This window comes from Variovorax sp. 10L426 (genome assembly GCF_056395305.1).
On record NZ_JBFTJF010000025.1, the window covers coordinates 1 to 20,536 of the forward strand.

At 64.3% G+C, this 20,536-nt stretch carries 20 protein-coding genes; 3 read left to right on the forward strand and 17 right to left on the reverse strand.

Annotated features, from left to right (window positions below):
• Nucleotides 1–511: 511 nt before the first annotated feature.
• The 17 genes from flgL to flgB form a co-directional block, all read right to left on the reverse strand.
• On the reverse strand, nucleotides 512–1,723 hold the full coding sequence (gene flgL, locus AC1DHL_RS26630; protein ID WP_478105963.1) for a flagellar hook-associated protein FlgL: 1,212 nt from the start codon (nucleotides 1,721–1,723) through the stop codon (nucleotides 512–514).
• A gap of 37 nt (nucleotides 1,724–1,760) precedes the next feature.
• A complete protein-coding gene (gene flgK, locus AC1DHL_RS26635) occupies nucleotides 1,761–3,722 on the reverse strand; it encodes a flagellar hook-associated protein FlgK (RefSeq protein ID WP_478163942.1) in 1,962 nt (653 codons plus the stop codon).
• Between the two features lie 58 nt (nucleotides 3,723–3,780).
• A complete protein-coding gene (locus tag AC1DHL_RS26640; protein ID WP_478163943.1) occupies nucleotides 3,781–5,397 on the reverse strand; it encodes a methyl-accepting chemotaxis protein in 1,617 nt (538 codons plus the stop codon).
• A gap of 10 nt (nucleotides 5,398–5,407) precedes the next feature.
• On the reverse strand, nucleotides 5,408–7,129 hold the full coding sequence (locus AC1DHL_RS26645; RefSeq protein WP_478163944.1) for a methyl-accepting chemotaxis protein: 1,722 nt from the start codon (nucleotides 7,127–7,129) through the stop codon (nucleotides 5,408–5,410).
• Between the two features lie 32 nt (nucleotides 7,130–7,161).
• A complete protein-coding gene (locus tag AC1DHL_RS26650; protein WP_478163945.1) occupies nucleotides 7,162–7,659 on the reverse strand; it encodes a chemotaxis protein CheW in 498 nt (165 codons plus the stop codon).
• Between the two features lie 46 nt (nucleotides 7,660–7,705).
• Nucleotides 7,706–9,271: a methyl-accepting chemotaxis protein gene (locus AC1DHL_RS26655; protein WP_478163946.1), complete on the reverse strand. Its 1,566-nt coding sequence runs from the start codon at nucleotides 9,269–9,271 to the stop codon at nucleotides 7,706–7,708.
• A 44-nt stretch (nucleotides 9,272–9,315) separates the two neighbouring features.
• Complete coding sequence (locus AC1DHL_RS26660; protein WP_478163947.1) at nucleotides 9,316–10,899, reverse strand: methyl-accepting chemotaxis protein; 1,584 nt, start codon at nucleotides 10,897–10,899, stop codon at nucleotides 9,316–9,318.
• A 30-nt stretch (nucleotides 10,900–10,929) separates the two neighbouring features.
• Nucleotides 10,930–11,448: a chemotaxis protein CheW gene (locus tag AC1DHL_RS26665; RefSeq protein ID WP_478163948.1), complete on the reverse strand. Its 519-nt coding sequence runs from the start codon at nucleotides 11,446–11,448 to the stop codon at nucleotides 10,930–10,932.
• Between the two features lie 66 nt (nucleotides 11,449–11,514).
• Complete coding sequence (gene flgJ, locus AC1DHL_RS26670) at nucleotides 11,515–12,507, reverse strand: flagellar assembly peptidoglycan hydrolase FlgJ (RefSeq protein ID WP_478163949.1); 993 nt, start codon at nucleotides 12,505–12,507, stop codon at nucleotides 11,515–11,517.
• 8 nt (nucleotides 12,508–12,515) lie between these two features.
• On the reverse strand, nucleotides 12,516–13,631 hold the full coding sequence (locus tag AC1DHL_RS26675; RefSeq protein WP_478163950.1) for a flagellar basal body P-ring protein FlgI: 1,116 nt from the start codon (nucleotides 13,629–13,631) through the stop codon (nucleotides 12,516–12,518).
• Between the two features lie 7 nt (nucleotides 13,632–13,638).
• Nucleotides 13,639–14,307 (reverse strand): flagellar basal body L-ring protein FlgH, encoded by a 669-nt coding sequence (locus AC1DHL_RS26680; protein ID WP_478163981.1) that lies wholly within the window; start codon nucleotides 14,305–14,307, stop codon nucleotides 13,639–13,641.
• A gap of 95 nt (nucleotides 14,308–14,402) precedes the next feature.
• Nucleotides 14,403–15,185: a flagellar basal-body rod protein FlgG gene (flgG, locus tag AC1DHL_RS26685; RefSeq protein WP_478163951.1), complete on the reverse strand. Its 783-nt coding sequence runs from the start codon at nucleotides 15,183–15,185 to the stop codon at nucleotides 14,403–14,405.
• 46 nt (nucleotides 15,186–15,231) lie between these two features.
• The gene (gene flgF / locus AC1DHL_RS26690; RefSeq protein WP_478104949.1) at nucleotides 15,232–15,972 is read right to left on the reverse strand and encodes a flagellar basal-body rod protein FlgF; all 741 of its coding nucleotides are present in this window, start codon (nucleotides 15,970–15,972) and stop codon (nucleotides 15,232–15,234) included.
• Nucleotides 15,973–15,985: 13 nt separating this feature from the next.
• Nucleotides 15,986–17,206 (reverse strand): flagellar hook protein FlgE, encoded by a 1,221-nt coding sequence (gene flgE, locus AC1DHL_RS26695; protein WP_478163952.1) that lies wholly within the window; start codon nucleotides 17,204–17,206, stop codon nucleotides 15,986–15,988.
• A gap of 53 nt (nucleotides 17,207–17,259) precedes the next feature.
• Complete coding sequence (locus tag AC1DHL_RS26700; protein ID WP_478104953.1) at nucleotides 17,260–17,946, reverse strand: flagellar hook assembly protein FlgD; 687 nt, start codon at nucleotides 17,944–17,946, stop codon at nucleotides 17,260–17,262.
• Between the two features lie 22 nt (nucleotides 17,947–17,968).
• Nucleotides 17,969–18,364, reverse strand: coding sequence for a flagellar basal body rod protein FlgC (gene flgC / locus AC1DHL_RS26705; RefSeq protein WP_478105018.1), 396 nt, complete (start codon nucleotides 18,362–18,364; stop codon nucleotides 17,969–17,971).
• Nucleotides 18,365–18,400: 36 nt separating this feature from the next.
• A complete protein-coding gene (gene flgB, locus AC1DHL_RS26710; RefSeq protein ID WP_478163953.1) occupies nucleotides 18,401–18,808 on the reverse strand; it encodes a flagellar basal body rod protein FlgB in 408 nt (135 codons plus the stop codon).
• 173 nt (nucleotides 18,809–18,981) lie between these two features.
• Here flgB and flgA point away from each other — a divergent pair, with 173 nt between their 5' ends.
• The 3 genes from flgA (at nucleotide 18,982) to AC1DHL_RS26725 (ending at nucleotide 20,512) form a co-directional block, all read left to right on the forward strand.
• A complete protein-coding gene (gene flgA / locus AC1DHL_RS26715; protein WP_478163954.1) occupies nucleotides 18,982–19,686 on the forward strand; it encodes a flagellar basal body P-ring formation chaperone FlgA in 705 nt (234 codons plus the stop codon).
• A gap of 83 nt (nucleotides 19,687–19,769) precedes the next feature.
• Nucleotides 19,770–20,060: a flagellar biosynthesis anti-sigma factor FlgM gene (flgM, locus tag AC1DHL_RS26720; protein WP_478104957.1), complete on the forward strand. Its 291-nt coding sequence runs from the start codon at nucleotides 19,770–19,772 to the stop codon at nucleotides 20,058–20,060.
• Nucleotides 20,057–20,512 carry a flagella synthesis protein FlgN gene (locus AC1DHL_RS26725; RefSeq protein ID WP_478104958.1) on the forward strand — a complete coding sequence of 152 codons (456 nt, stop codon included), beginning with the start codon at nucleotides 20,057–20,059 and terminating at the stop codon, nucleotides 20,510–20,512. Before flgM ends, AC1DHL_RS26725 begins: the two co-directional genes overlap by 4 nt.
• The last annotated feature ends 24 nt before the right edge of the window (nucleotides 20,513–20,536 follow it).

Below are 20,536 nucleotides of genomic sequence, written 5' to 3' on the forward strand. Positions count from 1 at the left end.
CGACCCCACTGTGCGTGTCCCTGCGCTTCGCTTCGGGCAACCTGCGGTGCTCGCTTCAGGCGGGGTCCGCGTGAAACTCGCTTCGCTCAAACACACGCAGCCCTGATCCGCCTGAAGCTGCGCTCCTCGGCACGCACAGAGGGGACCCCAAGACGAAGACCAATACCAAGGCAGAACGCGCCGTGGCGCGTCCTTGTGTTTTTGGTTGGGGTTTGGTTGTTGGTATTGGTATTGGTATTGGTATTCGGCAGGCCGAGCGAAGCGAAGGCCCGAGCACTCCCTTCTGGGGGTGCTGAGGAGCGGAGCTTTTCGCGGATCAGGGCTGCGCGTGTTTGAGCGAAGCGAGTTTCGCGCGGACCCCGCGAAAAGTGAGCACCGCAAGTTGCCCGTAGCGAAGCGAAGGGACGCCCACAGCAGGGTCGCCTTTTCTTTGCTTACTTTTCTTTGGCGAAGCAAAGAAAAGTAAGTCGCCCGCCGGGGCGAGACCCGGCCAACAGCCTCACCAAACCCCCTACAAATAATTAAACAACGCAATAGAGTTCAACTTAGCAAACGTCATCTGCGTAGCCTGCAACGAAGTCTGCTGCTGATAAAACTCCGAAATCGCACTGGCGGGATCCAGATCCTGAACGTTAGACAAATACTGCTTGTCATTCAAATCCCGAGTAGCCCCACTCGTATTCAGCGATTCCAGCTCATTCATCCGCGACCCCACAGACGAAAGCACAGTCAGCACGTTGTCATGCGCATTCGTGACCTTCACGTTGGCCGTGCTCAGCGCGTTCTGCAACTGTGCCTGCGCCTGCGCCCCCCCACCCGCAAGCGGCGTCCGCAACGCAGTGACCAGCGCGCCGATGGAAGCAAAGATATCCGTCCCCGCATTCTTGGCGGTCGTCACGTTGAAGGTATCGCCATCCGCCGGCGCACCGCTGATGCTGATCTGCACACCGCCAAAGGCAATCGGCTGGCCGTCAACGAAGGCGCCAGTCGCGGCGACGACGGGCGGCGTGTCATTGGTGGTGACCGTGTAGTTGCCACCAACGAAGCTGATCTGAAAATCCTTGCCATAGTTCGCTGCAGTGGCGTCCAGCACACCCACGGAACCAAACACGCCGGTACCGGTATTGCCCACTCCGCTCGACGTCACGTAACCCGCCCCACCTTGCACCGACTGGAACACACTGCGCCCGTCATCCCCTGTCGACATCTGTCGCGCAACGTCCACCTGCATCATCCGCTGACCTTGGTCACCCACGTACTGCACGCCACCACCGGCCATCGCAGCAAAAGGCGCGTTGGCACTCTTGTAGCCGGCGAACAGGAACTGCCCATTCCCATCATCGGAATTGGCAATGCCCACGAGCTGATCCAGATTGCTCTGAATGGTCGTGGCCAGCGATGCACGATCGGCGTCCGACAGCGTGCCGTTGCCGGCCTGCACCGTCAGGGTCTTGATGTTCTGCATGATCGAGGTCGCGCTGTCGAGCGCGGTTTCCTCGCGTGACAGCGACAGCATCGCCCGGTCGCGGCTCGATGCGTACTGCGAAGACTCGGCCAGCGTCTCGCTGACGCCAAGCGCGCGCGCCGCCGCGACGGGGTCGTCCCCGGCGGTCAGAAACTTGGTGCCCGCGGCCAGCTTCTGCTGGACTCGGAACAGGTTTTGCTGCTGCAGACCCATCGCGTTGACGTTCTGCTCGTAGAAAGAACTGGTGCTGATGCGCATCACGGCTCCTGGAATCGGGTGATGGGATGAAAAGGAATCAAGCGCTGATGGCGAGGATCGCGTCGAAGATCGTCGATGCGGTCTGGATCACCTTCGCGTTGGCCTGGTACATCTGCTGGAACATCAGCAGGTTGGCGGTCTCCTCGTCCTGGTTCACGCCGGAGATGGATTGCTGGCTGGCCTTGATCTGGGCCGTGACGCTGTCCTGCGTGGTGCTCGCGACGCTGATCTCCTGGGCGCGGTTGCCGACCTCGCTCACCAGCTGTGAATAGGCACCGTTGAAGGTGGTGGTGCCGTTGCCGATCGTTGTCGCGCGCTGCAATGCGCCGAGCAGTAGCGCGTTGCTGCCGTCGGACACGCCCGCGACGTTCTTGGAGATGGTGAAGCTGTCACCCTGCGCCGGCGAGCCGGTCAAGCTGACCGTGATGCCGTCGAAGCTCATCTTGGCGCCTGCCGTGTAGGGCACCGGGGTGCCGGCCGCGTAGGTGGTGCTCGTGCCGTTCGCCAAGGTCACCGTCACGGCCGAGGTGGCCGGAAAACCCGAGAGGGTGTGGGTCGCGGCGTCGTAGCTCATCGTGACGTTCGCAGCCAACGGCGTAGCGGTGTAGCCCGCATCGACAGTCGCCGTGCCGAGCGCGCCGCTGCCCTGGTTGGCGGTGGCGTTGCCGGTGATCACCGGCGACGCGGCAGCGACCTTGGCCGGATCGAGCACGAGCACGTCCATGTCGCGTGCGCCGTTGCGGGTCGGCTGGACCAGGAAGGTGTCGCCGTCCTGCGCAGTGCCGCTGGCGGCCGAGAGGCTCACACCGTCGAAAGTGATCGGAAAGCTGGTGTAGCTGCCGACGGACTGGTTGTCCGAGAGCCGTGTGACCGAGTAGTTCAGCACGCCGGCCACATCCTTGACCTGCACCGAGTAGTCGCTCGTCGTGAGCTGGTTGGTGTCGGTCACCGTGCCCGAGAGCACGAGGCTGCCGGTGTTCTTCGCGTTCGAGAAGACGCCCGGGGCCGCCGTGGTGAAGAAGTTCTGGCCGAGCGCGCCGTTGAGATCGACGCCGAGGTTGTGCTGTGCGTTGAACGCACCTGCAAGCGCCATCGACAGGCGGCCGATGGCGTTCTGTGTCGGCGTGAGCGTCTGGGTGCGGAAGGCCAGCAGCCCACCGAGCGAACCGCCGGTGATGGCGCTGTCGCTCAACTCCGAAACATTGCCGGCGATCCCGACCAGCGCCACGGCCTTGCGCGTCGGGTCGGCGGCGGATTGCACGGCCTGCATCGTTGCGGCCTGATCGCCCACCACCAGTGACTGACCAGTGCCGATGAACACGTTGTACTTGCCGTTGTCCTGCTGCAGGACCTTGACATCGACGATCTGGCTCAGCTGGCTGACGAGCTGGTCACGCTGGTCCATCAGGTCGTTCGGTGGCTGGCCGCCAGCCACCGCACTCATCATGCTGATCTGCTGGTTGAGGTTCGCGATCTTGCCGGCGAAGGTGTTGATCTGGTCGACGCTGCCCGTGATCTGATCGTTGACCGATGAGTTCAGGTCGGAGAGGTATTGATCCGTCGCGCGGAACTTGTTGGACAGCGACTGTGCGGAGCTGATCAGCTGTTGCCGCGCGGCCGAATCGGCCGGCGTGTTGGCGACGCCCTGCACCGCGGTGAAGAAGTTCTGCATCAGCGGGCTCAGGCCGCCCGTCTTGTCGGCCAGCAGCGAATCGATGCGGTCGATCTCGGTGCCGTACGAACTCAGCGCCGCGGAACTCGATTGCGCCGAAGCGAGTTGTGCGGTGAGGTAGCGGTCGTAGCTGCGCGTGACCGTGGTGACGGTCGCGCCGCTGCCGATGTAGCCCGAACCGGTTGCGATGGCGCCGTTGGTGGCGACTTGCGCAACCTGGCGACTGTAGCCCGCCGTGTAGACGTTGGCGGTGTTGTGGGCCGTGGTCACCAACGCGGTTCGCGCGACGTTGAGACCGCTCAGGCCCGTGAAGAACAAGCTTGACATGTGGCTTTACCTGTATGGGTGAGTGTTGGTTGGGCCATCGTCTCGATGCCCTCTGTGTCTATATCGGCGCGGTCGCGCGGAAGTTGAGGCCCGCTTCGTCGCTGCCCAGCCTGAAGACGCTGACAGCCTGGACCAGACTCGTTGCCTGTTCCTGCAGCGAGCCGGCGGCCGCGGTCGCCTCTTCCACCAGCGCCGCGTTCTGCTGCGTCACCTGGTCCATTTGCGTGATGGCCTGGTTGATCTGCTCGATCCCCGAGGTCTGCTCCTGGCTCGCTGCCGTGATCTCGCCCATGATGTCCGTCACGCGCTTGACGCTGTCGACGATCTCTTCCATCGTCTTGCCGGCTTCGCCGACCAATGCACTGCCCACATCGACCTTGCCAACCGAGTCGTCGATCAGGCCCTTGATTTCCTTCGCCGCTGCCGCAGAGCGTTGCGCGAGGCTTCTCACCTCGGAGGCCACGACGGCAAAGCCTCTGCCTTGTTCGCCTGCACGCGCAGCCTCGACCGCGGCGTTGAGCGCCAGGATGTTGGTCTGGAACGCGATGCCGTCGATGACGCCGATGATGTCCACGATCTTCTTGGAAGAAGCATTGATGGAGGCCATCGTGTCCACCACCTGGGACACGACTTCTCCACCCTTCACGGCAACCTCGGACGCCGAGACGGCGAGCTGGTTGGCCTGCCGCGCGTTGTCCGCGTTCTGCTTGACGGTCGAGGTGAGTTCCTCCATCGAGGCAGCCGTCTGCTCCAGCGAACTGGCCTGCTCCTCAGTGCGTGAGGACAGGTCCTGGTTGCCCGTCGCAATCTGCCCCGACGCCGTCGCAATGGTGTCGCTCGACGTCTTGATCTTTCCAACCACGGATGTGAGCTGATCCTGCATCTGCTTGATGGAATGCAGCAGGCTGCCGTCATGCGCGCGCTCGGCGTCGACATTCACCGTCAGGTCGCCGCTCGCGATGCGGCCGACGACATCCGCCGCATGGGCGGGCTCGCCTCCCAACTGACGCGCCAGGACACGCGCGACCGCAAGGCCAAGTCCCACGCTGACCAGGACGCCGACCAGCGCCATCATCAGCATCATCAGCCGCGAACTCCTGTAGACGTCCGTCGCATGTTCCGCGCTCTCTTTCGCGAGCGCGTTGCTGTGGGCCACCATGCTCTTCAGGACCTCTTCGAGCCCTCGGGACTCCTGCAGCAGGCGCGTGCTGTCCTCGGCCACCCGCCCGTCGAATTGCGAACTGTCCAGCGACTGCTTGGAGATCAGCGTCAGGAAGTCATCCATGTGCTGCTTCAAGGGTGGGAGCAAAGCCTCGTACTGCCCGAACAGCTTCTTGCCGGCGTCGCTTTCCTCGAAGAAGGACTTCACCTCGGCGCCCCGCGCCGCGAGGCTGTCCATGGAAGTCGTCAACTCCTTCGCTGCCACATTGCGCTCGCCGCGCGTGGAAGCCGACAGAAGGCTCATCTGTGCGCGACTCGCATACAGCAGATGGATGTTGGCCTCTTGAACAGCCTGCAGGGCGCGGAGCTCGTGCGCGTAGAGCCTCTCCGCCGCATCGCTGATGCGCCCCATGTGAAAGATGCCGAGCGCGCTGACGACCGCACCGACGGCCGCAACCACGAGAAAACTGAGGACCAGCTTGACGGTCACACGAAGCTTTTGGAACCACTGCATTTTTCTTCGCTTAGAACTCGGCCCAGTCGCCCGGCGCTTCCGCGGGTACGGCAGGTTTCGCGGGCGCAGCGAGCCGCCGGGTTGCGGACTTCGCCAGCGCAGGCTGTCCGCTCGCGGCACGCTTTGGCGCCACGTCATGGCTGTGTGATCGTGCCCGTGCGATCGTGCGGATCGCCTGGTTGTCGCTGTCCAGCCTGAAGACGCTGACGGCCTTGACGAGACTCGTCGCCTGTTCCTGCAATGAGCCAGCCGCTGCGGCGGCCTCTTCCACCAGCGCCGCGTTCTGCTGCGTCACCTGGTCCATCTGCGTGATCGCCTGGTTGATCTGCTCGATGCCCGAGGTCTGTTCCTGGCTCGCTGCGGTGATCTCGCCCATGATGTCCGTCACGCGCTTCACGCTGTCGACGATTTCTTCCATCGTCCGGCCAGCCTCGGCGACTTGCTTGCTGCCTTCCGCGACCTTCTCCACCGAGTCGCCGATCAGCGTCTTGATTTCCTTGGCCGCTGCCGCCGAGCGTTGCGCGAGGCTGCGCACTTCGGAAGCCACGACCGCGAAGCCGCGGCCCTGTTCACCTGCACGTGCGGCTTCGACCGCCGCATTCAGCGCCAGGATGTTGGTCTGGAAAGCGATCCCATCGATCACGCCGATGATGTCCACGATCTTGCGCGACGAGGCATTGATGGAGCCCATGGTGTCGACCACCTGGCTGACCACGCTGCCGCCCTTGACCGCCACCTCGGAGGCCGAGACCGCGAGCTGGTTGGCCTGCCGCGCGTTGTCCGCGTTCTGCTTGACGGTGCTGGTCAACTCTTCCATCGACGCAGCGGTCTGTTCCAGCGAACTGGCCTGCTCTTCGGTGCGCGAGGACAGGTCCTGGTTACCCGTCGCGATCTGCCCCGATGCCGTCGCGATGGTGTCGGTGCCCGTGCGCACTTCGCCCACCACCTTCGCCAGGCTGTCGTTCATGTTCTTCAGCGCCCGCATCAGCTGGCCGGTCTCGTCACGGCTTTGGACTTCGATGCGCGATGTCAGATCGCCAGCCGCGACCGTCTCTGCCACCTTGACGGCATCGCCGAGAGGACGAACGATGCTGCGCGAGATAAAGAAGGCAAACGCACCGCCGATCAATACCGAAGCCAGCGTCAGGATGGCCCTCAATTGAAAGGCCCGATCGTTCGCCGCGTCGATGGCCTGGCTCATGTCGTTGATCGCCTTCCGTTCCATCGACAGGAGATCGAGGACGCGGCTTTCATACGCCTTCGCTGCCGGCTGGAAGGACTCCTTGAAGACTCGCTCCGTTTCCGGAATGTTGCCGCTTGCCTTCGCCTTGCCTACGAGTTCCTTGGCGGCCTGGTATTTCGCGCGCAGTTCGACGATCGACTTGAACGCCGCCTTCTCCTCGTCGACGACCAGCAGGGCCTCGACCTTGTTCATGGTCTCGGTGCCCTTCTTGACGCTGTCGGAGATCACATCGGCAAAGGTGACCGGAAGCGTCTCGTCGTTGGTCTTCGCGATCATCGAGGTGCGCGCGATGGCCGAATAGGTGAGCACATACCAGTCGGAGATGAGCCGCTCCTTTGCCAGCGGGCTTTCCATCATGTGCCGCGTCGCGGCAGCATTGTCCCTGGCATTGATCAGCGCAAAAGTCGACGAGATGATCGTCAGGCCCAGCACGATGGCGAAGCCGATGGCAAGACGCGTTCCGATGCGTACGTTGGATAGAAAGGTCATGATGGTGCTTGGCAGTTCAGGTTTTTCTCGAATCAGGCGGTGGCTTCGACCAGGCCCATTTCCTCGCTCGACATCAGGCGGTCGATGTCGATCAGGATCAGCATCCGCTCGTCCAGCGTGCCCAGCCCGATCAGGTAGTCCGTTTCCAGCACGGACCCCATCGCCGGCGCAGGCTTGATCTGCTCGGCGGTCAGCGTGATCACGTCCGACACGCTGTCCACGACCATCCCCACCACACGGCCGGCGATGTTCAGCACGATCACCACCGTGAACTGGTCGTAGCTCGGCGTGCCCAGCGCAAACTTGATGCGCATGTCGATGATCGGGACGATGATCCCGCGCAGGTTCACCACCCCCTTGATGTACTCCGGCGCGTTCGCGATCCGCGTCACCGCGTCGTAGCCCCGCAACTCCTGCACCTTCTGGATGTCGATGCCGTATTCCTCGTGGCCGAGAGTGAAGGAAAGAAACTCCAGCGGTTTGCCGGTGCGCACCGCTGTGCTTGCAGGGTCTGTGGTCTTCGTCAACATCTTGTGGGTTCCATGATTAGGTAGGTGAATCCGGGGCGCTTCGCGTTCATGAATGCGCCAATCGGCCGGACTCGAAGCTGAAGACGCCGACCACCTGCGAGAGGCTTCCAGCTTGTTCCTGCAGTGATTGGGCAGCTGCGGACGCTTCTTCCACCAGTGCCGCGTTCTGTTGCGTCACCTGGTCCATCTGCGTGATGGCCTGGTTGATCTGTTCGATCCCCGAGGTCTGCTCCTGGCTGGCTGCCGTGATCTCGCCCATGATGTCCGTCACGCGCTTGACGCTGTCGACGATCTCTTCCATCGTCTTGCCGGCTTCACCAACCAATGCACTGCCCGCATCGACCTTGCCGACCGAGTCGTCGATCAGGCCCTTGATTTCTTTCGCTGCTGCCGCAGAGCGTTGCGCGAGGCTTCTCACTTCGGAAGCCACCACAGCAAAGCCACGGCCTTGTTCACCTGCGCGTGCGGCTTCGACCGCCGCATTCAATGCCAGGATGTTGGTCTGGAAAGCGATGCCATCGATCACACCGATGATGTCCACGATCTTCCTGGACGAAGCGTTGATCGAGGCCATCGTGTCCACCACCTGGGACACGACTTCTCCACCTTTCACGGCAACCTCGGACGCCGAGACGGCGAGCTGGTTGGCCTGCCGCGCGTTGTCCGCGTTCTGCTTGACGGTCGAGGTCAGCTCTTCCATCGAGGCAGCGGTCTGCTCCAGCGAGCTGGCCTGCTCTTCGGTGCGCGAGGACAGGTCCTGGTTGCCCGTCGCGATCTGGCCCGACGCCGTCGCAATGGTGTCCGTGCCCGTACGCACCTCGCCCACCACTTTCGCCAGGCTGTCGTTCATGTTCCTCAACGCCTGCATGAGCTGGCCGGTCTCGTCACGGCTCTCCGCCTCGATACGGCTGCCCAGATTGCCGGCCGCCACCGTCTCGGCCACTTGCACGGCCTGCCCCAGGGGCTTCACGATGCCCACCGTGAGCCGCCAACTCGCAAGGGCACCGACCAGGAGCGCAACGGCTGACAGCAACATCAGCCAGGTGCGTCCGGCTTCGTGGTCCTTGGCGATGCCCTTGGCGACAGCATCGATCTGCTCGCGCTCGTAGACGGCAAGATTGCCGACGGCCTTCTCGTAGTCGGCCAACGCGGCGGCGAATTCCTTGTCCGCCAGACTGTTGGCGCCTTCCCAGTCATTGCCTGCCTTGAGTTTGTTCAGAGTCGCGAGCAACTCGAGCACGACCCGGCGCGCCTCGGCCACGTCGCCGTAGCGCTTCTTCTCCTCGGGCGATGTCATCACTTCCTCTACCTGCTTCTGCAGTGGATTGGTGAGCGCCTGTCCCGCGGCGAGTTCCTTCTTGAAGTAGGCCTCGGTCGTACTGTCCATCGACTTGACCATCGCGAAGGTGCGCACGATGTTGGCCGCGAGCAGGGTGGACCACTGGGCGACCATGCGCTCCTTGACCAGTGGGCCCGCGACCATCTGCTCGCTTGCATCGCCCACGTTGCCCAGCCGGACCATGCCGGTCGTGGAGATACCGGCCATCAGCACCAGCATCGCCGCGAAGCCGATGCCCAGGCGCGTGCCGATCTTCAGATCCTTGAAACTCATCGCACTTTTCCTTCGTTGATTCGAATCGATAGAGATATAGGTATCTATCGGCAGTGCTGGCCAAATGTTGAGACCCGCAAGCTCGTGTCGCTGTCGAGCCTGAAGACACCGACCACCTGCGAGAGGCTTCCAGCTTGTTCCTGCAGTGATTGGGCCGCGGCCGACGCTTCTTCCACCAGCGCCGCGTTCTGCTGCGTCACCTGGTCCATCTGCGTGATCGCCTGATTGATCTGCTCGATCCCCGAGGTCTGCTCCTGGCTCGCTGCCGTGATCTCGCCCATGATGTCCGTCACCCGCTTGACGCTGTCGACAATCTCTTCCATCGTCTTCCCGGCGTCGCCGACCAATGCACTGCCCACATCGACCTTGCCGACCGAGTCGTCGATCAGGCCCTTGATTTCTTTCGCCGCTGCCGCAGAGCGTTGCGCGAGGCTTCTCACCTCGGAAGCCACCACAGCAAAGCCACGGCCTTGTTCACCTGCGCGTGCGGCTTCGACCGCCGCGTTCAGCGCCAGGATGTTGGTCTGGAACGCGATGCCATCGATCACACCAATGATGTCCACGATCTTCCTGGACGACGCGTTGATCGAGGCCATCGTGTCCACCACCTGGGACACGACTTCCCCACCTTTCACGGCCACCTCGGACGCTGAGACGGCGAGTTGGTTGGCCTGGCGCGCGTTGTCCGCGTTCTGCTTGACGGTCGAGGTGAGTTCCTCCATCGAGGCAGCCGTCTGCTCCAGCGAACTCGCCTGCTGCTCGGTGCGAGATGAGAGATCGTGATTACCGGCCGCAATCTCCTTCGACGCGACGACGATCGAGTCGGTCGATGCCCGGATGCGGCCCACCAGATCGGTGAGCCTGTCTTCCATCTCGCCCATGCCACGCAGCAGGCGCCCGAAGTCGCCACCGCGATCGGTATCGAAGTCCTTGCTAAGGTCACCCGCCGCCACCGTCTCGGCAATCAGCAACGCCTCGCCGATCGGCTCGACGATGCTGCGCGTCAGCAGCCACGCCAGCACAGTGCCCACCGCCAGCGCGAGCAGCGCCAGGACGAGCAACTGGGCCCGGCCCGACCGGTAGAGCGAATCGATGGCATCGGCCGACTTGTCGATCTGCTCCTTCTGATGGCTCAGCATCGCACGGATGCTTCCGTCGTAGCTGTCAAGTGCGGCCAGCAACTTCTCGCCGCTGAGCCTGTCTGCTTCTTCCCGCTTGCCGTCCGCCTTGAGCTTGAGGATCGTGTTGCGCAGGTCGACGTACTCACCCCGCTTCTTCTTGATGTCGGCGCTCAGCGCAAGCTCCTCGGGCGATGCGAGCACTTCTTCGAGCCGCTTCTGCGCCTCCGAGATCGCCGCGCTGGTCTTGGTGATGTTCTTCTGCAGGTAGTCCTGCACTTCCGGGTCGTTGCTCTTCAGCAGGGAAAAGGTGCGCACGCTGTTCGTGCTCGTGAGCAGCAGCCAGTTCGCCGCCATGCGTTCCTTCTCGAGCGATTGCCGCGCCATCTCGTGCGTCGCGTCGCCCACGCTCTGCAAGCGCATCACGCCAATGCCGGCAATGCCCGCCACCAACGCCAGCACCAGCGCGAATCCACCGCCCAGGCGCGTACCGATCTTCCAGTCCTTCATCGCAGTCTCCCTCGAATTTCGTTGCCGGCCTCAGGCGGCCAACTTCTCGATCAGGCCCATGTCTTCGCTGGACATCAGGCGGTCGATATCGACCAGGATCAGCATCCGCTCGTCCAGCGTGCCCAGCCCGATCAGATAGTCCGTGTCCAGCACCGAACCCATCGCCGGCGCGGGCTTGATCTGCTCGGCCGTCAGCGTGATCACGTCCGACACGCTGTCCACGACCATCCCCACCACACGGCCGGCGATGTTCAGCACGATCACCACCGTGAACTGGTCGTAGCTCGGCGTGCCCAGCGCAAACTTGATCCGCATGTCGATGATCGGAACGATGATCCCGCGCAGGTTCACCACCCCCTTGATGTACTCCGGCGCGTTCGCGATCCGCGTCACCGCGTCATAGCCCCGCAACTCCTGCACCTTCTGGATGTCGATGCCGTACTCTTCCTCGCCGAGCGTGAAGGTGACGACCTCCAGCCGGCTTGCATTCGCAAGGGCCGCGGGCGCCGCGCTGCCCTTGTGCTGCTGAATGCTCGTGATCTCTGCCATGGGGTTCCTTTGCGTTGGCGTTGGCTGTGACGGGTGAATGGAGAGCGGACTCGGCGACATCGCCGATCACCCGAACTTCTGCATGATGCGAACCAGCTTCTGGCTGTATTGCGGATCGGTCGCGTAGCCTGCGCGCTGCAATCCGTGCGCGGCCTCGGTCGGGTCGTCGGTGGCCAGCACGTTGGCGTAGCGCGGGTTGCGCGTCATGAATCGCGCGTAGTCGGTGAAGGCTTCGTCGTACGAGGCATAGGCCCTGAACTTCGCGCGCACGCGCTGCGGTTCGCCGTCGACGTACTCGGTCGTGGTCGTTTCGACCACCGGGCCCTTCCAGCTGCGATCGGCCTTGATGCCGAAGAGATTGAAGCTCTGCGTGCCGTCGTCCGCGCGGATCTCGCGCTTGCCCCAGCCGGATTCGAGTGCGGCCTGCGCCAGGATCAACGGCGCCGGCACGCCGCTGGCGTCGCTCGCCGCCTGCGCAGAAGCGCCCATTCGATTCACGAAGCTGTCGACGTGGCCCTGGAGCGACGCGGTGGCCGCTGATCCACCACCCGACCGGTCGTTGTTGACGTGGTAGGCACTGAGGTCCACCCGAGCCCCGGACGACGGCGAGGAACCCAACGGGATGCCCGCTTCCGACTTCAGCGGCATGCCGCCGCGCGGCGCAAGCGACATCGGCCCCACATCGATGTCCATGTTGGTGGAGCCCGACGCCACGCTGCGCTGGAGCTGCGCCAGCATGGCCTCGGCCAGCCCCACTCCGCGCCCCGACAGGTTCTGCGAGAGCTGCTGGTCGAGCATCGAGGTGTAGATCTTCTCGTTCTGGCCGCCGTCGAGCAGACCGCTGGATGGCGTCGCCTCGCGCATGCTCTTGAGCACCATGTTCATGAACATGGCCTCGAACTGGCGCGAGACTTGTCTGAGGCCTTCTTCCGGCGAGTTGCGGACGGTGCGACGCAGCGCATCGACGCCCTGGACATCGAGTGCGAAACGCTGGTCCAGCGCGCCGGCACGGCTGGCCGTCTCGGCGCCGGTCCACGAATTGGCTGCGGAGATCGCCATGTCCGGCCTCAGATGATCTCGAGCTCGGCGCGCAGGGCGCCGGCCGATTTCATGGCTTGAAGGATGGACACCAGGTCCTGCGGATTGGCGCCCAGGGCATTGAGGCCCTTCACCACATCGGCCAGCGAGGCGCCGCTGCGCACCATCTGCAGCGCGCCGCCGCCCTGGTTGACCGAGATCTGCGAGACCTGCGATTCGACCGTGCGACCACCCGAGAATGGCCCCGGCTGGCTCACCACCGGCTCGGTGTTGATGATCACCGACAGATTGCCGTGCGCAACAGCGCAGTCGTTGACGCGAACCGCCTGGTTCATGACGACCGAGCCGGTGCGCGCATTCACCACGACACGGGCCCCTGCCTGCGCCGGTGTGACTTCGAGGCCTTCGAGACGCGCGAGGAAGCTGACGCGTTCCTGCGGCGATTCGGGCGCGCGGACGCGGATCACGCGTGCGTCGACCGCGTCCGCGACGCCAGAGCCGAACTGCCGGTTGATCGCATCGACCGCCTTCTGCACCGTACCGAAATCGGAGCGCGAAAGTTCGATCGTCAGCATGCCTTCGCCGCCGATGGTGGACTCGACCATGCGCTCCACGATGGCGCCCGCCGGAATGCGTCCGGAACTCAACTGGTTGATCTGCACCTTGCTGCCGTTGGCCGACGCGCCCGCGCCGCCGACGACCATGTTCCCTTGCGCAATGGCGTACACGGCGCCGTCGGCGCCCTTGAGCGGCGTCATCAGCAAGGTGCCGCCGCGCAGGCTCTTGGCATTGCCCATGGAGGACACCGTCACGTCGATGCTCTGGCCCGGCCGCGCGAACGAAGGCAACGTCGCTGTGACCATCACCGCCGCGACGTTCTTGAGCTGCATGTTCACGCCCTGCGGCACGGTGATGCCGAGCTGCTGCAGCATGTTGTTCAGACTTTGCGTCGTGAACGGTGTCTGCATCGTCTGGTCGCCCGTGCCATCGAGACCCACCATGAGGCCGTAGCCGATCAGCGGGTTGTCGCGCACACCCTGGATGCTCGCGAGCTCCTTGAGGCGTTCGGCATGCACGTGCGGATTGATGCACAGGGCGCAAAGCGCACCCAGCGCGGCGGAGAGGATCAAGCGTTTGCGGATCATGATCAGATCAGAATGGCGACACGTTCAGGAAGATGCGCTGCATCCAGCCCATGTTCTGGGCCTCGTCGATGTAGCCCTTGGCCGTATATTCGATGCGCGCGTCGGCGACTTGGGTCGACAGCACGGTGTTCTGGCCGGTCACGGTGCGTGGATTCACCACCCCGGAGAATCGAATGAACTCGGTCCCTTGGTTGATGCCCATCTGCTTCTCCCCACTCACCAGCAGGTTGCCGTTGGGAAGCACGTCCGTCACCGTGACGGTGATCACCCCATTGAAGGTGTTCGCCGCATTGGCCCCGCCCTTCGCGGTGAGCGCGTTGGACCCGGACAGCTTGGCGTCCTGCCCGTCAAGCAGTCCGACAAGGAACTTTGGAATGGTGGCGAAGGCCGCACCCACGCTGCCATCGCGGCTGGCATTGGCGCCGGAATTCTTGCTCGCGTTGACCTTTTCGCTGATGACGATCGTCAGGATGTCCCCGACAAAGCGCGGCCTGCGGTCCTCGAACAAGGCAACGCCGATGCTCTCCTGAAAAATCGCCCCCGTCGCCGGCCGCCTCTGCATCGACCCCATCGTGTCCGCCCGCGCCGTCATCGGCTGATGCACCAGCGGCTCGCGCGGAATCTGCGCGCACCCGGCCGCCAGAACCACGAGGCATGAAAGCGCCCACAGCCCCATGCCAGAGACACCGCGGAACCGGCTTCGCCGGGCCGCCGGTGTCGCCCCCGGCGAGGGGGTGGGCGGCCACACGAAGTGGGCCAACCTGGGGGTGTTCATAGCTGCCCAAGCCGTTGCAGCATCTGGTCAGAGGTCTGGATCGCCTTGCTGTTGATCTCGTACCCGCGCTGCGTCGCGATCATGTTCACCAGCTCTTCCACCACATTGACGTTGGACGCCTCGGTGTAGCCCTGACTCAGGATGCCGGCGCCATCGACACCGGGGTTCACCAGGTTCGGCGAACCGGACGAATCGGATTCCGTGTAGAGGTTCTCGCCCATGCTCTGCAGCCCGGCCGGGTTCAGGAAGGTGGCGAGCTGGAGCTGGCCGACCTGCACGGTCGCCGTGCTGCCTGCCTGCGTGACCGACACGATGCCGTCGCGGCCGATCGTCAGGCTCGTGGCGTTCTGCGGAATCGTGATGGCCGGCTGGATCGTGAAGCCGCTCGCGGTCACGAGCTGACCATCCTTGTCGGTCTGGAACGATCCGTCGCGCGTGTACGAAGTCGTGCCGTCCGGCATCAGCACCTGGAAGAAGCCCGCGCCGTTGATGCCGACGTCCTTCGGGTTGTCCGTCTTCGTCAGGTTGCCCTGCGAGTGCATGCGCTCGGTCGCAACCACGCGCACGCCGGTGCCGACTTGCAGGCCGGAAGGCAGGCGCGTCTGGTCGGAGGTCTGGCCGCCGACCTGGCGCAGGTTCTGGTAGAGCAGGTCCTCGAAGACCGCGCGGCTCTTCTTGAAGCCGGTGGTGGCGACGTTGGCCAGATTGTTGGACACCACGTCGAGTTGCGTCTGCTGCGCTTCGAGGCCGGTCTTGGCGACGTAAAGGGAACGAATCATTGAATTTCTCCTGCGGGGTTGCCGGGGTGTTGTCGGGCAATGCGGCTCAGTTGTAGGCAAGCAGCTTGTTGGCCGACTGCGCGTTGGTGTCTGCGGACTGGATGGACTTCATATGCATCTCGAAGCTGCGTCCGTTGGCGATCATTGCGACCATGGCTTCGACCGGATTGACGTTGCTGCCCTCCACCGCGCCTGCAGTGACGGTCACCGCAGGATCGGCCTCGGCCGGCGGCAGGCCCTGGCGCATGCGGAACAGGCCGTCGTCGCCGCGAACCAGATCGGCCGTGGGCGGATTGACCAGCTTCAGCCGGCCGACCTCGGACACGCCCGTCAACGGATCGCCAGGACCGCGCGCAGCGATGGCGCCATCCGATGCAATCGTGACGGTCGAGCCGGGCGGGATCACGAGCGGGCCGCCATCGCCGACCACGGGGCGCGAGCCCATCGTCATCACCTGCCCGTCGGCACCGACCTGGAGATTGCCAACGCGCGTGTAGGCCTCGCCGCTCGGTGTCTGGATCACGAGCCAGCCGTCACCTTTCACCGCGACGTCGAGATCGCGCCCGGTCTCGGTGATCGGCCCGTGCGAGAAGTCGGCACCGGGCGTGGTCGCGGCCACGAAGGCGCGCGTCTGCGCTTCCTCGCCGACCACGGGCACGGCGCGAAAGGCATTCACCTGCGCGCGGAAGCCCGGCGTCGAGACGTTCGCCATGTTGTTGGCGACCGAGGCCTGCTGCTCCATGGCCTGCTTGGCGCCGCTCATGGCGACGTACAACATTCGATCCACGGCTGGCTCCGCGTCAGCGCATGTTGATCAGCGTCTGCATGACCTGATCCTGTGTCTTCACCGTCTGTGCATTGGCCTGGTAGTTGCGCTGCGCGACGATGAGGTTGACGAGCTCGGAGGTGAGGTCGACGTTGGAGGACTCCAGCGCGCCGGACTCGAGCGAACCGAGCTTGGTGCCTTCGCCCGGCGTACCGGTGAGAGCCTGGCCCGAGGCCAGCGTCTCGGCATACATGTTCTCGCCCTTGGGCTCCAGTCCGTTGGGATTGGCGAATGACGAGAGCACGACCTGGCCCAGCAGCTTGGTCTGCTCGTTGGAGAACTTGCCGGTGATGGTGCCGTCCGCATTGATCGAGAAGGACGTCAGCTCGCCCGAGGTGTAGCCGTCCTGGTTGAGCTTGCTCATTGCGTTGGTGGCGCCGAACTGCGTGGTGCCGCTGAGGTCGACCGCGATGTTCAGCGCCGCCGAGCCGTTCGGGAAGTTCATGGTCGGCAGCGTGATCTTGCCGCCTGCCGGCGCCGTGAGGTTGCCGTTGGTATCGAAGGTCAACGAACCGCCGGCGAGCTTGGCGCCGCCGTTGAGCGGAGTGCCGTCGACGGTGCCATAGGTATCCCATGTGCCGGCACCCGTCTTGACGAAGTAGACCGCAAGGTCATGCGGATTGCCCAGCGAGTCGTACACCGGACCGATCGCGTTGGAGTAGTTGAAGGTGTCCGAGTCCGTGGCGCTGAAAGGCGTCTTGGTGGGTGCCGTGCTGCGCGAATCGAGATTGAATTCCGCGTCGACGCCGGTGGTGGCATTCGGCGTCATGGCAGCGGTCGGAATCTGGATCGCAGCCGGCGTGCCGCCGTTGATGCCGCCGCCGGCGTTGACGCCGTAGCCGGTGAGCCGCAGGCCGGACGCGTTGACGATGTAGCCGTCCTTGTCCTTGGTGAACTGGCCGTTGCGCGAATACATGACTTCGCCGCTGGCGCTCGCCATGCGGAAGAAGCCGTCGCCGTTGAGGATCGCCACGTCCAGCGGGCGGCTGCTGGTCTGCGTCACGCCTTGCGTGAAGTTCTGCACCACGCCCGACACCGACGCGCCCAACCCGACGCGCGAACCGGCATAGACGTCCTGGAAAGTGGCGGCGGCGGACTTGAAGCCCACGGTGCCCGAGTTCGCGATGTTGTTGCCGATGACGTCGAGGTTCGCGGCGGAGACGCTCAGGCCGCTGATGCCTTGGGAGAAACTCATGATGAATCCTTGGTTGATGCGATAGGGAGACGGAAGGCGTGCCTTGTCTTGCTTCAGAGGAACATGCGCACGTCGGAGAGGTTGATGCTCTGGCCCGATGCGAGCTCGAGCGTGACGCCGCTCGCACCTTGCTTGACCGCGGCCACCTGCGCGAAGGTGAGCGCGGTAGCGTCCACGGCCGCACTGCCGTTGGTCGCGGCCACCGTGAACTGGTAGCTGCCGGCCGGCACCGCGTTGCCCTGGTCGTCCTTGCCGTCCCAGGTCACTGGGTTGACGCCGTCGGTCATGGCGCCGGCGTCGATGGTGCGCACGGTCTTGCCGCTCGCATCGACGATCTTGATCTGCACATCTGCTGCCGTGTTGGGCAGCTGCACCGCGAAGGCTTGCACGGCCGGGTCCTTGCCGTCCTCGGGCGCAGTGGTGGTCAGCGAGTTGCCGGGCGACAGCACGTGATAACCGATGAGCGAGGCCGCCTGTAGCACCTGGTTCGACCCCGTCTGGTTCACCAGGCCCGACAGCGTGCTGTTGAGCTTCTCGATGCCGCTCACGGTGCTCATCTGCGCGAGCTGCGAGGTGAGCTCCGCGTTCTCCATCGGATTGAGCGGGTCCTGGTTGTTGAGCTGCGTGACCAGCAGCTTGAGGAAGCGCTGCTCGCTGTCGTCGTTCGAGACGCTGGCGGTGCTCGCCGCGGCGCTGGCTGCGTTCAGCCCGGTGATGGAAGACGTGTCGGCGATGGCCATGGATGCTTTCTGGTGAGTGGAGTTACTGGCCGATGGTCAGCGTCTTGACCATCAGCGCCTTGGCTGTGTTGAGCACTTCGACGTTCGCCTGGTAGCTGCGCGACGCGGAAATCATGTTGGTCATCTCTTCGACCACATTCACGTTCGGCATGGCCACGTAGCCGTCGGAATTGGCATGGGGGTTCTTCGGGTCGAAGACCATCTTTGCGGGGGACGTGTCCTCGATCACGCCGGAGACCCGGACGCCGCCGATGTCCTGCTGCCCCGATGGCGCCAGTTCGAAGACGACCTGCTTGGCGTGATAGGGCTCGCCGTCGGGACCGGCCACGCTCTCCGCGTTGGCGAGGTTGCTCGCGGTGACGTTCATGCGCTGCGATTGCGCGGTCATGGCGGAGCCCGCCACGCTGAAGATGTTCATGGAGCCGCTGGAGATGGGCATGCGAGTTCCTTCCGCTTATTGCTGCACCGCGGACAGCAGCGTCTTGATCTTGGCGCCGATGACCGTGAGGTTGGATTCGTAGCGCAGTGCGTTGTCCGCGAAGTTGATGCGCTCGACATCCATGTCGACGGTGTTGCCGTCGATGCTCGACTGGGTCGGCACGCGGTAGAGCAAGTCCTGGTCGGGCATGGCCGTCGCTTCGCCCGCGAGATGGCGCGACGATGTCGTGGCCATCGCGAACGATTGCGACTGGCGTCCCTGCTCCACGGCCTGCGAGAGCCTGCTGCTGAAATCGAAATCGCGGGCCTTGTAGTTGGGCGTGTCGGCCTGGGCGATGTTGGCCGCCAGCACTTCCTGGCGCTGCGCCCGGAGATTGAGTGCCTCGCGGTTGAAACGAAGCGCTGCATCCAGCTTGTCGATCATTCTTTCCATCCTTGGTGGCATCGCGTCCGCACTGGGCATGGCGACAGATGGAAAGCGAGTCTAGGCACGCGCCGCTTTTGCAATGGGTCGAACAAAGGGGGTTTTCAGCGGCACTTCGCGACTTCGACACAGGGGGTGTCTTCCTAGAATCACTCGGCAACTCCTCGATCACCATGGAACAACGCAAGACCCGGAACCGACTCCTGCGCCTCGTGCTGCCGGCATGGATGGCCTGCATGGGCACGGCCTCGCTCGCGGCCACGCCATTACCCGATGCGGCGCGCGCGGCCATCGACAGGCTTGTGCAGGCGCAGACCGCCGGCCTGCCCGGCAAGGCGACGGTCACTTTCAACCTCACGGGCTCGCCTCTTCCGCCGTGCGACGACTTCGAGGCCTTCATGCCGACCGGCACCACGCTCTGGGGGCGCGTGTCGATCGGCCTGCGCTGCCGCGGCGACAAGCCTTGGAGCCGCTTCATCTCGGCGCAAGTGGCCGTGGAAGGCACCTATTTCGTCGCCGCACGCGCGATCGAGCCCGGCGAGACGCTGGATGCCGGCGACGTCGTCGAACGCAAGGGCGACCTCAGCGCACTGCCGCGCTCCGTCGTCACCGACGTTTCGGCCCTGCGGGGCGTCACGAGCACGCATCGCATCGCCGCGGGCGCGCCGTTGCGCAAGGAACTGATGCGCGGCGTGGTCGTGATCCAGCAAGGACAGACCGTGCAACTGGTGGCCCAAGGCCAGGGCTACGTCGTCAGCACCGAAGGCAAGGCCATGACACGCGCCGAAGTCGGCGCCAGCGTGCAGGCCAAGACGCGGGACGGCCGGCTGGTGAGTGGCATCGCCGACGAAGACGGCCAGATCCGGCTCGCCCAGTAGCCAAGGCTCGCCATTCGTTGCGATCCGGCCTAAAGTTCCTGACCCATCCGCCGATATACGGGCCAGCCCTTTGAGGAATCATCTTGAAAATCGATCAACCCGCGCCTTCGGCCACGCCCCTTTCCCGTCCCACCAAGCCGGGCTCTGCCCCCGCGTCCGCCGCCGACGCCGCGAGCCGCTCCAAGGAGGTGGTGCAGGTGTCCGGACAAATCCATGCCATGCCCGATGCCCCGGGCGGTGAATTCGACGCGGCCCGCGTCGCGGCGATCCGCGAGGACATCCGCGCCGGCCGTTACCAGGTCAACCCCGAGCGGATCGCCAGCGGCCTGCTCGACAGCGTGCGCGACCTCCTCGGCGCCGAGAAGAACAAATGAACACCATGCTGCTCTACCTGCACGCCGAAAAATCCTGCGTGGAGGAATTTCTGGCCATCCTGTCGCAGGAAGAGCAGGCCATGACGAACCGCCGCTTCGCGGAGCTCGATCACATCACGGAACAGAAGGTCCAGTTGCTGGAGCGCCTGGCCGAACTCGACCGCCAGCGCGAAGCCGCACAGGCCGCGCTCGGATTCGAACCGGGCCGCGCCGGCGCGGATGCCGCGGCAGCGGCCGGCGGCGAAAACACCCAGCAGGCCTGGGCAGCGCTACTGGCAATGGCCGAGCAGGCCCGGATGCACAACCTGCGCAATGGATCGATCGTCTACACGCACCTCGATTTCACGCAGAAGGCCCTGCACTTCCTGCAGTCGAGCGTGCAGCTCTTCTATGGACCGGACGGTGCCCGCAAGACGGCCGCAGGCGCCGGCACGCGCCTGGCACTGGGCTGATCGCGCCTTTGACGCCAGCGCGGC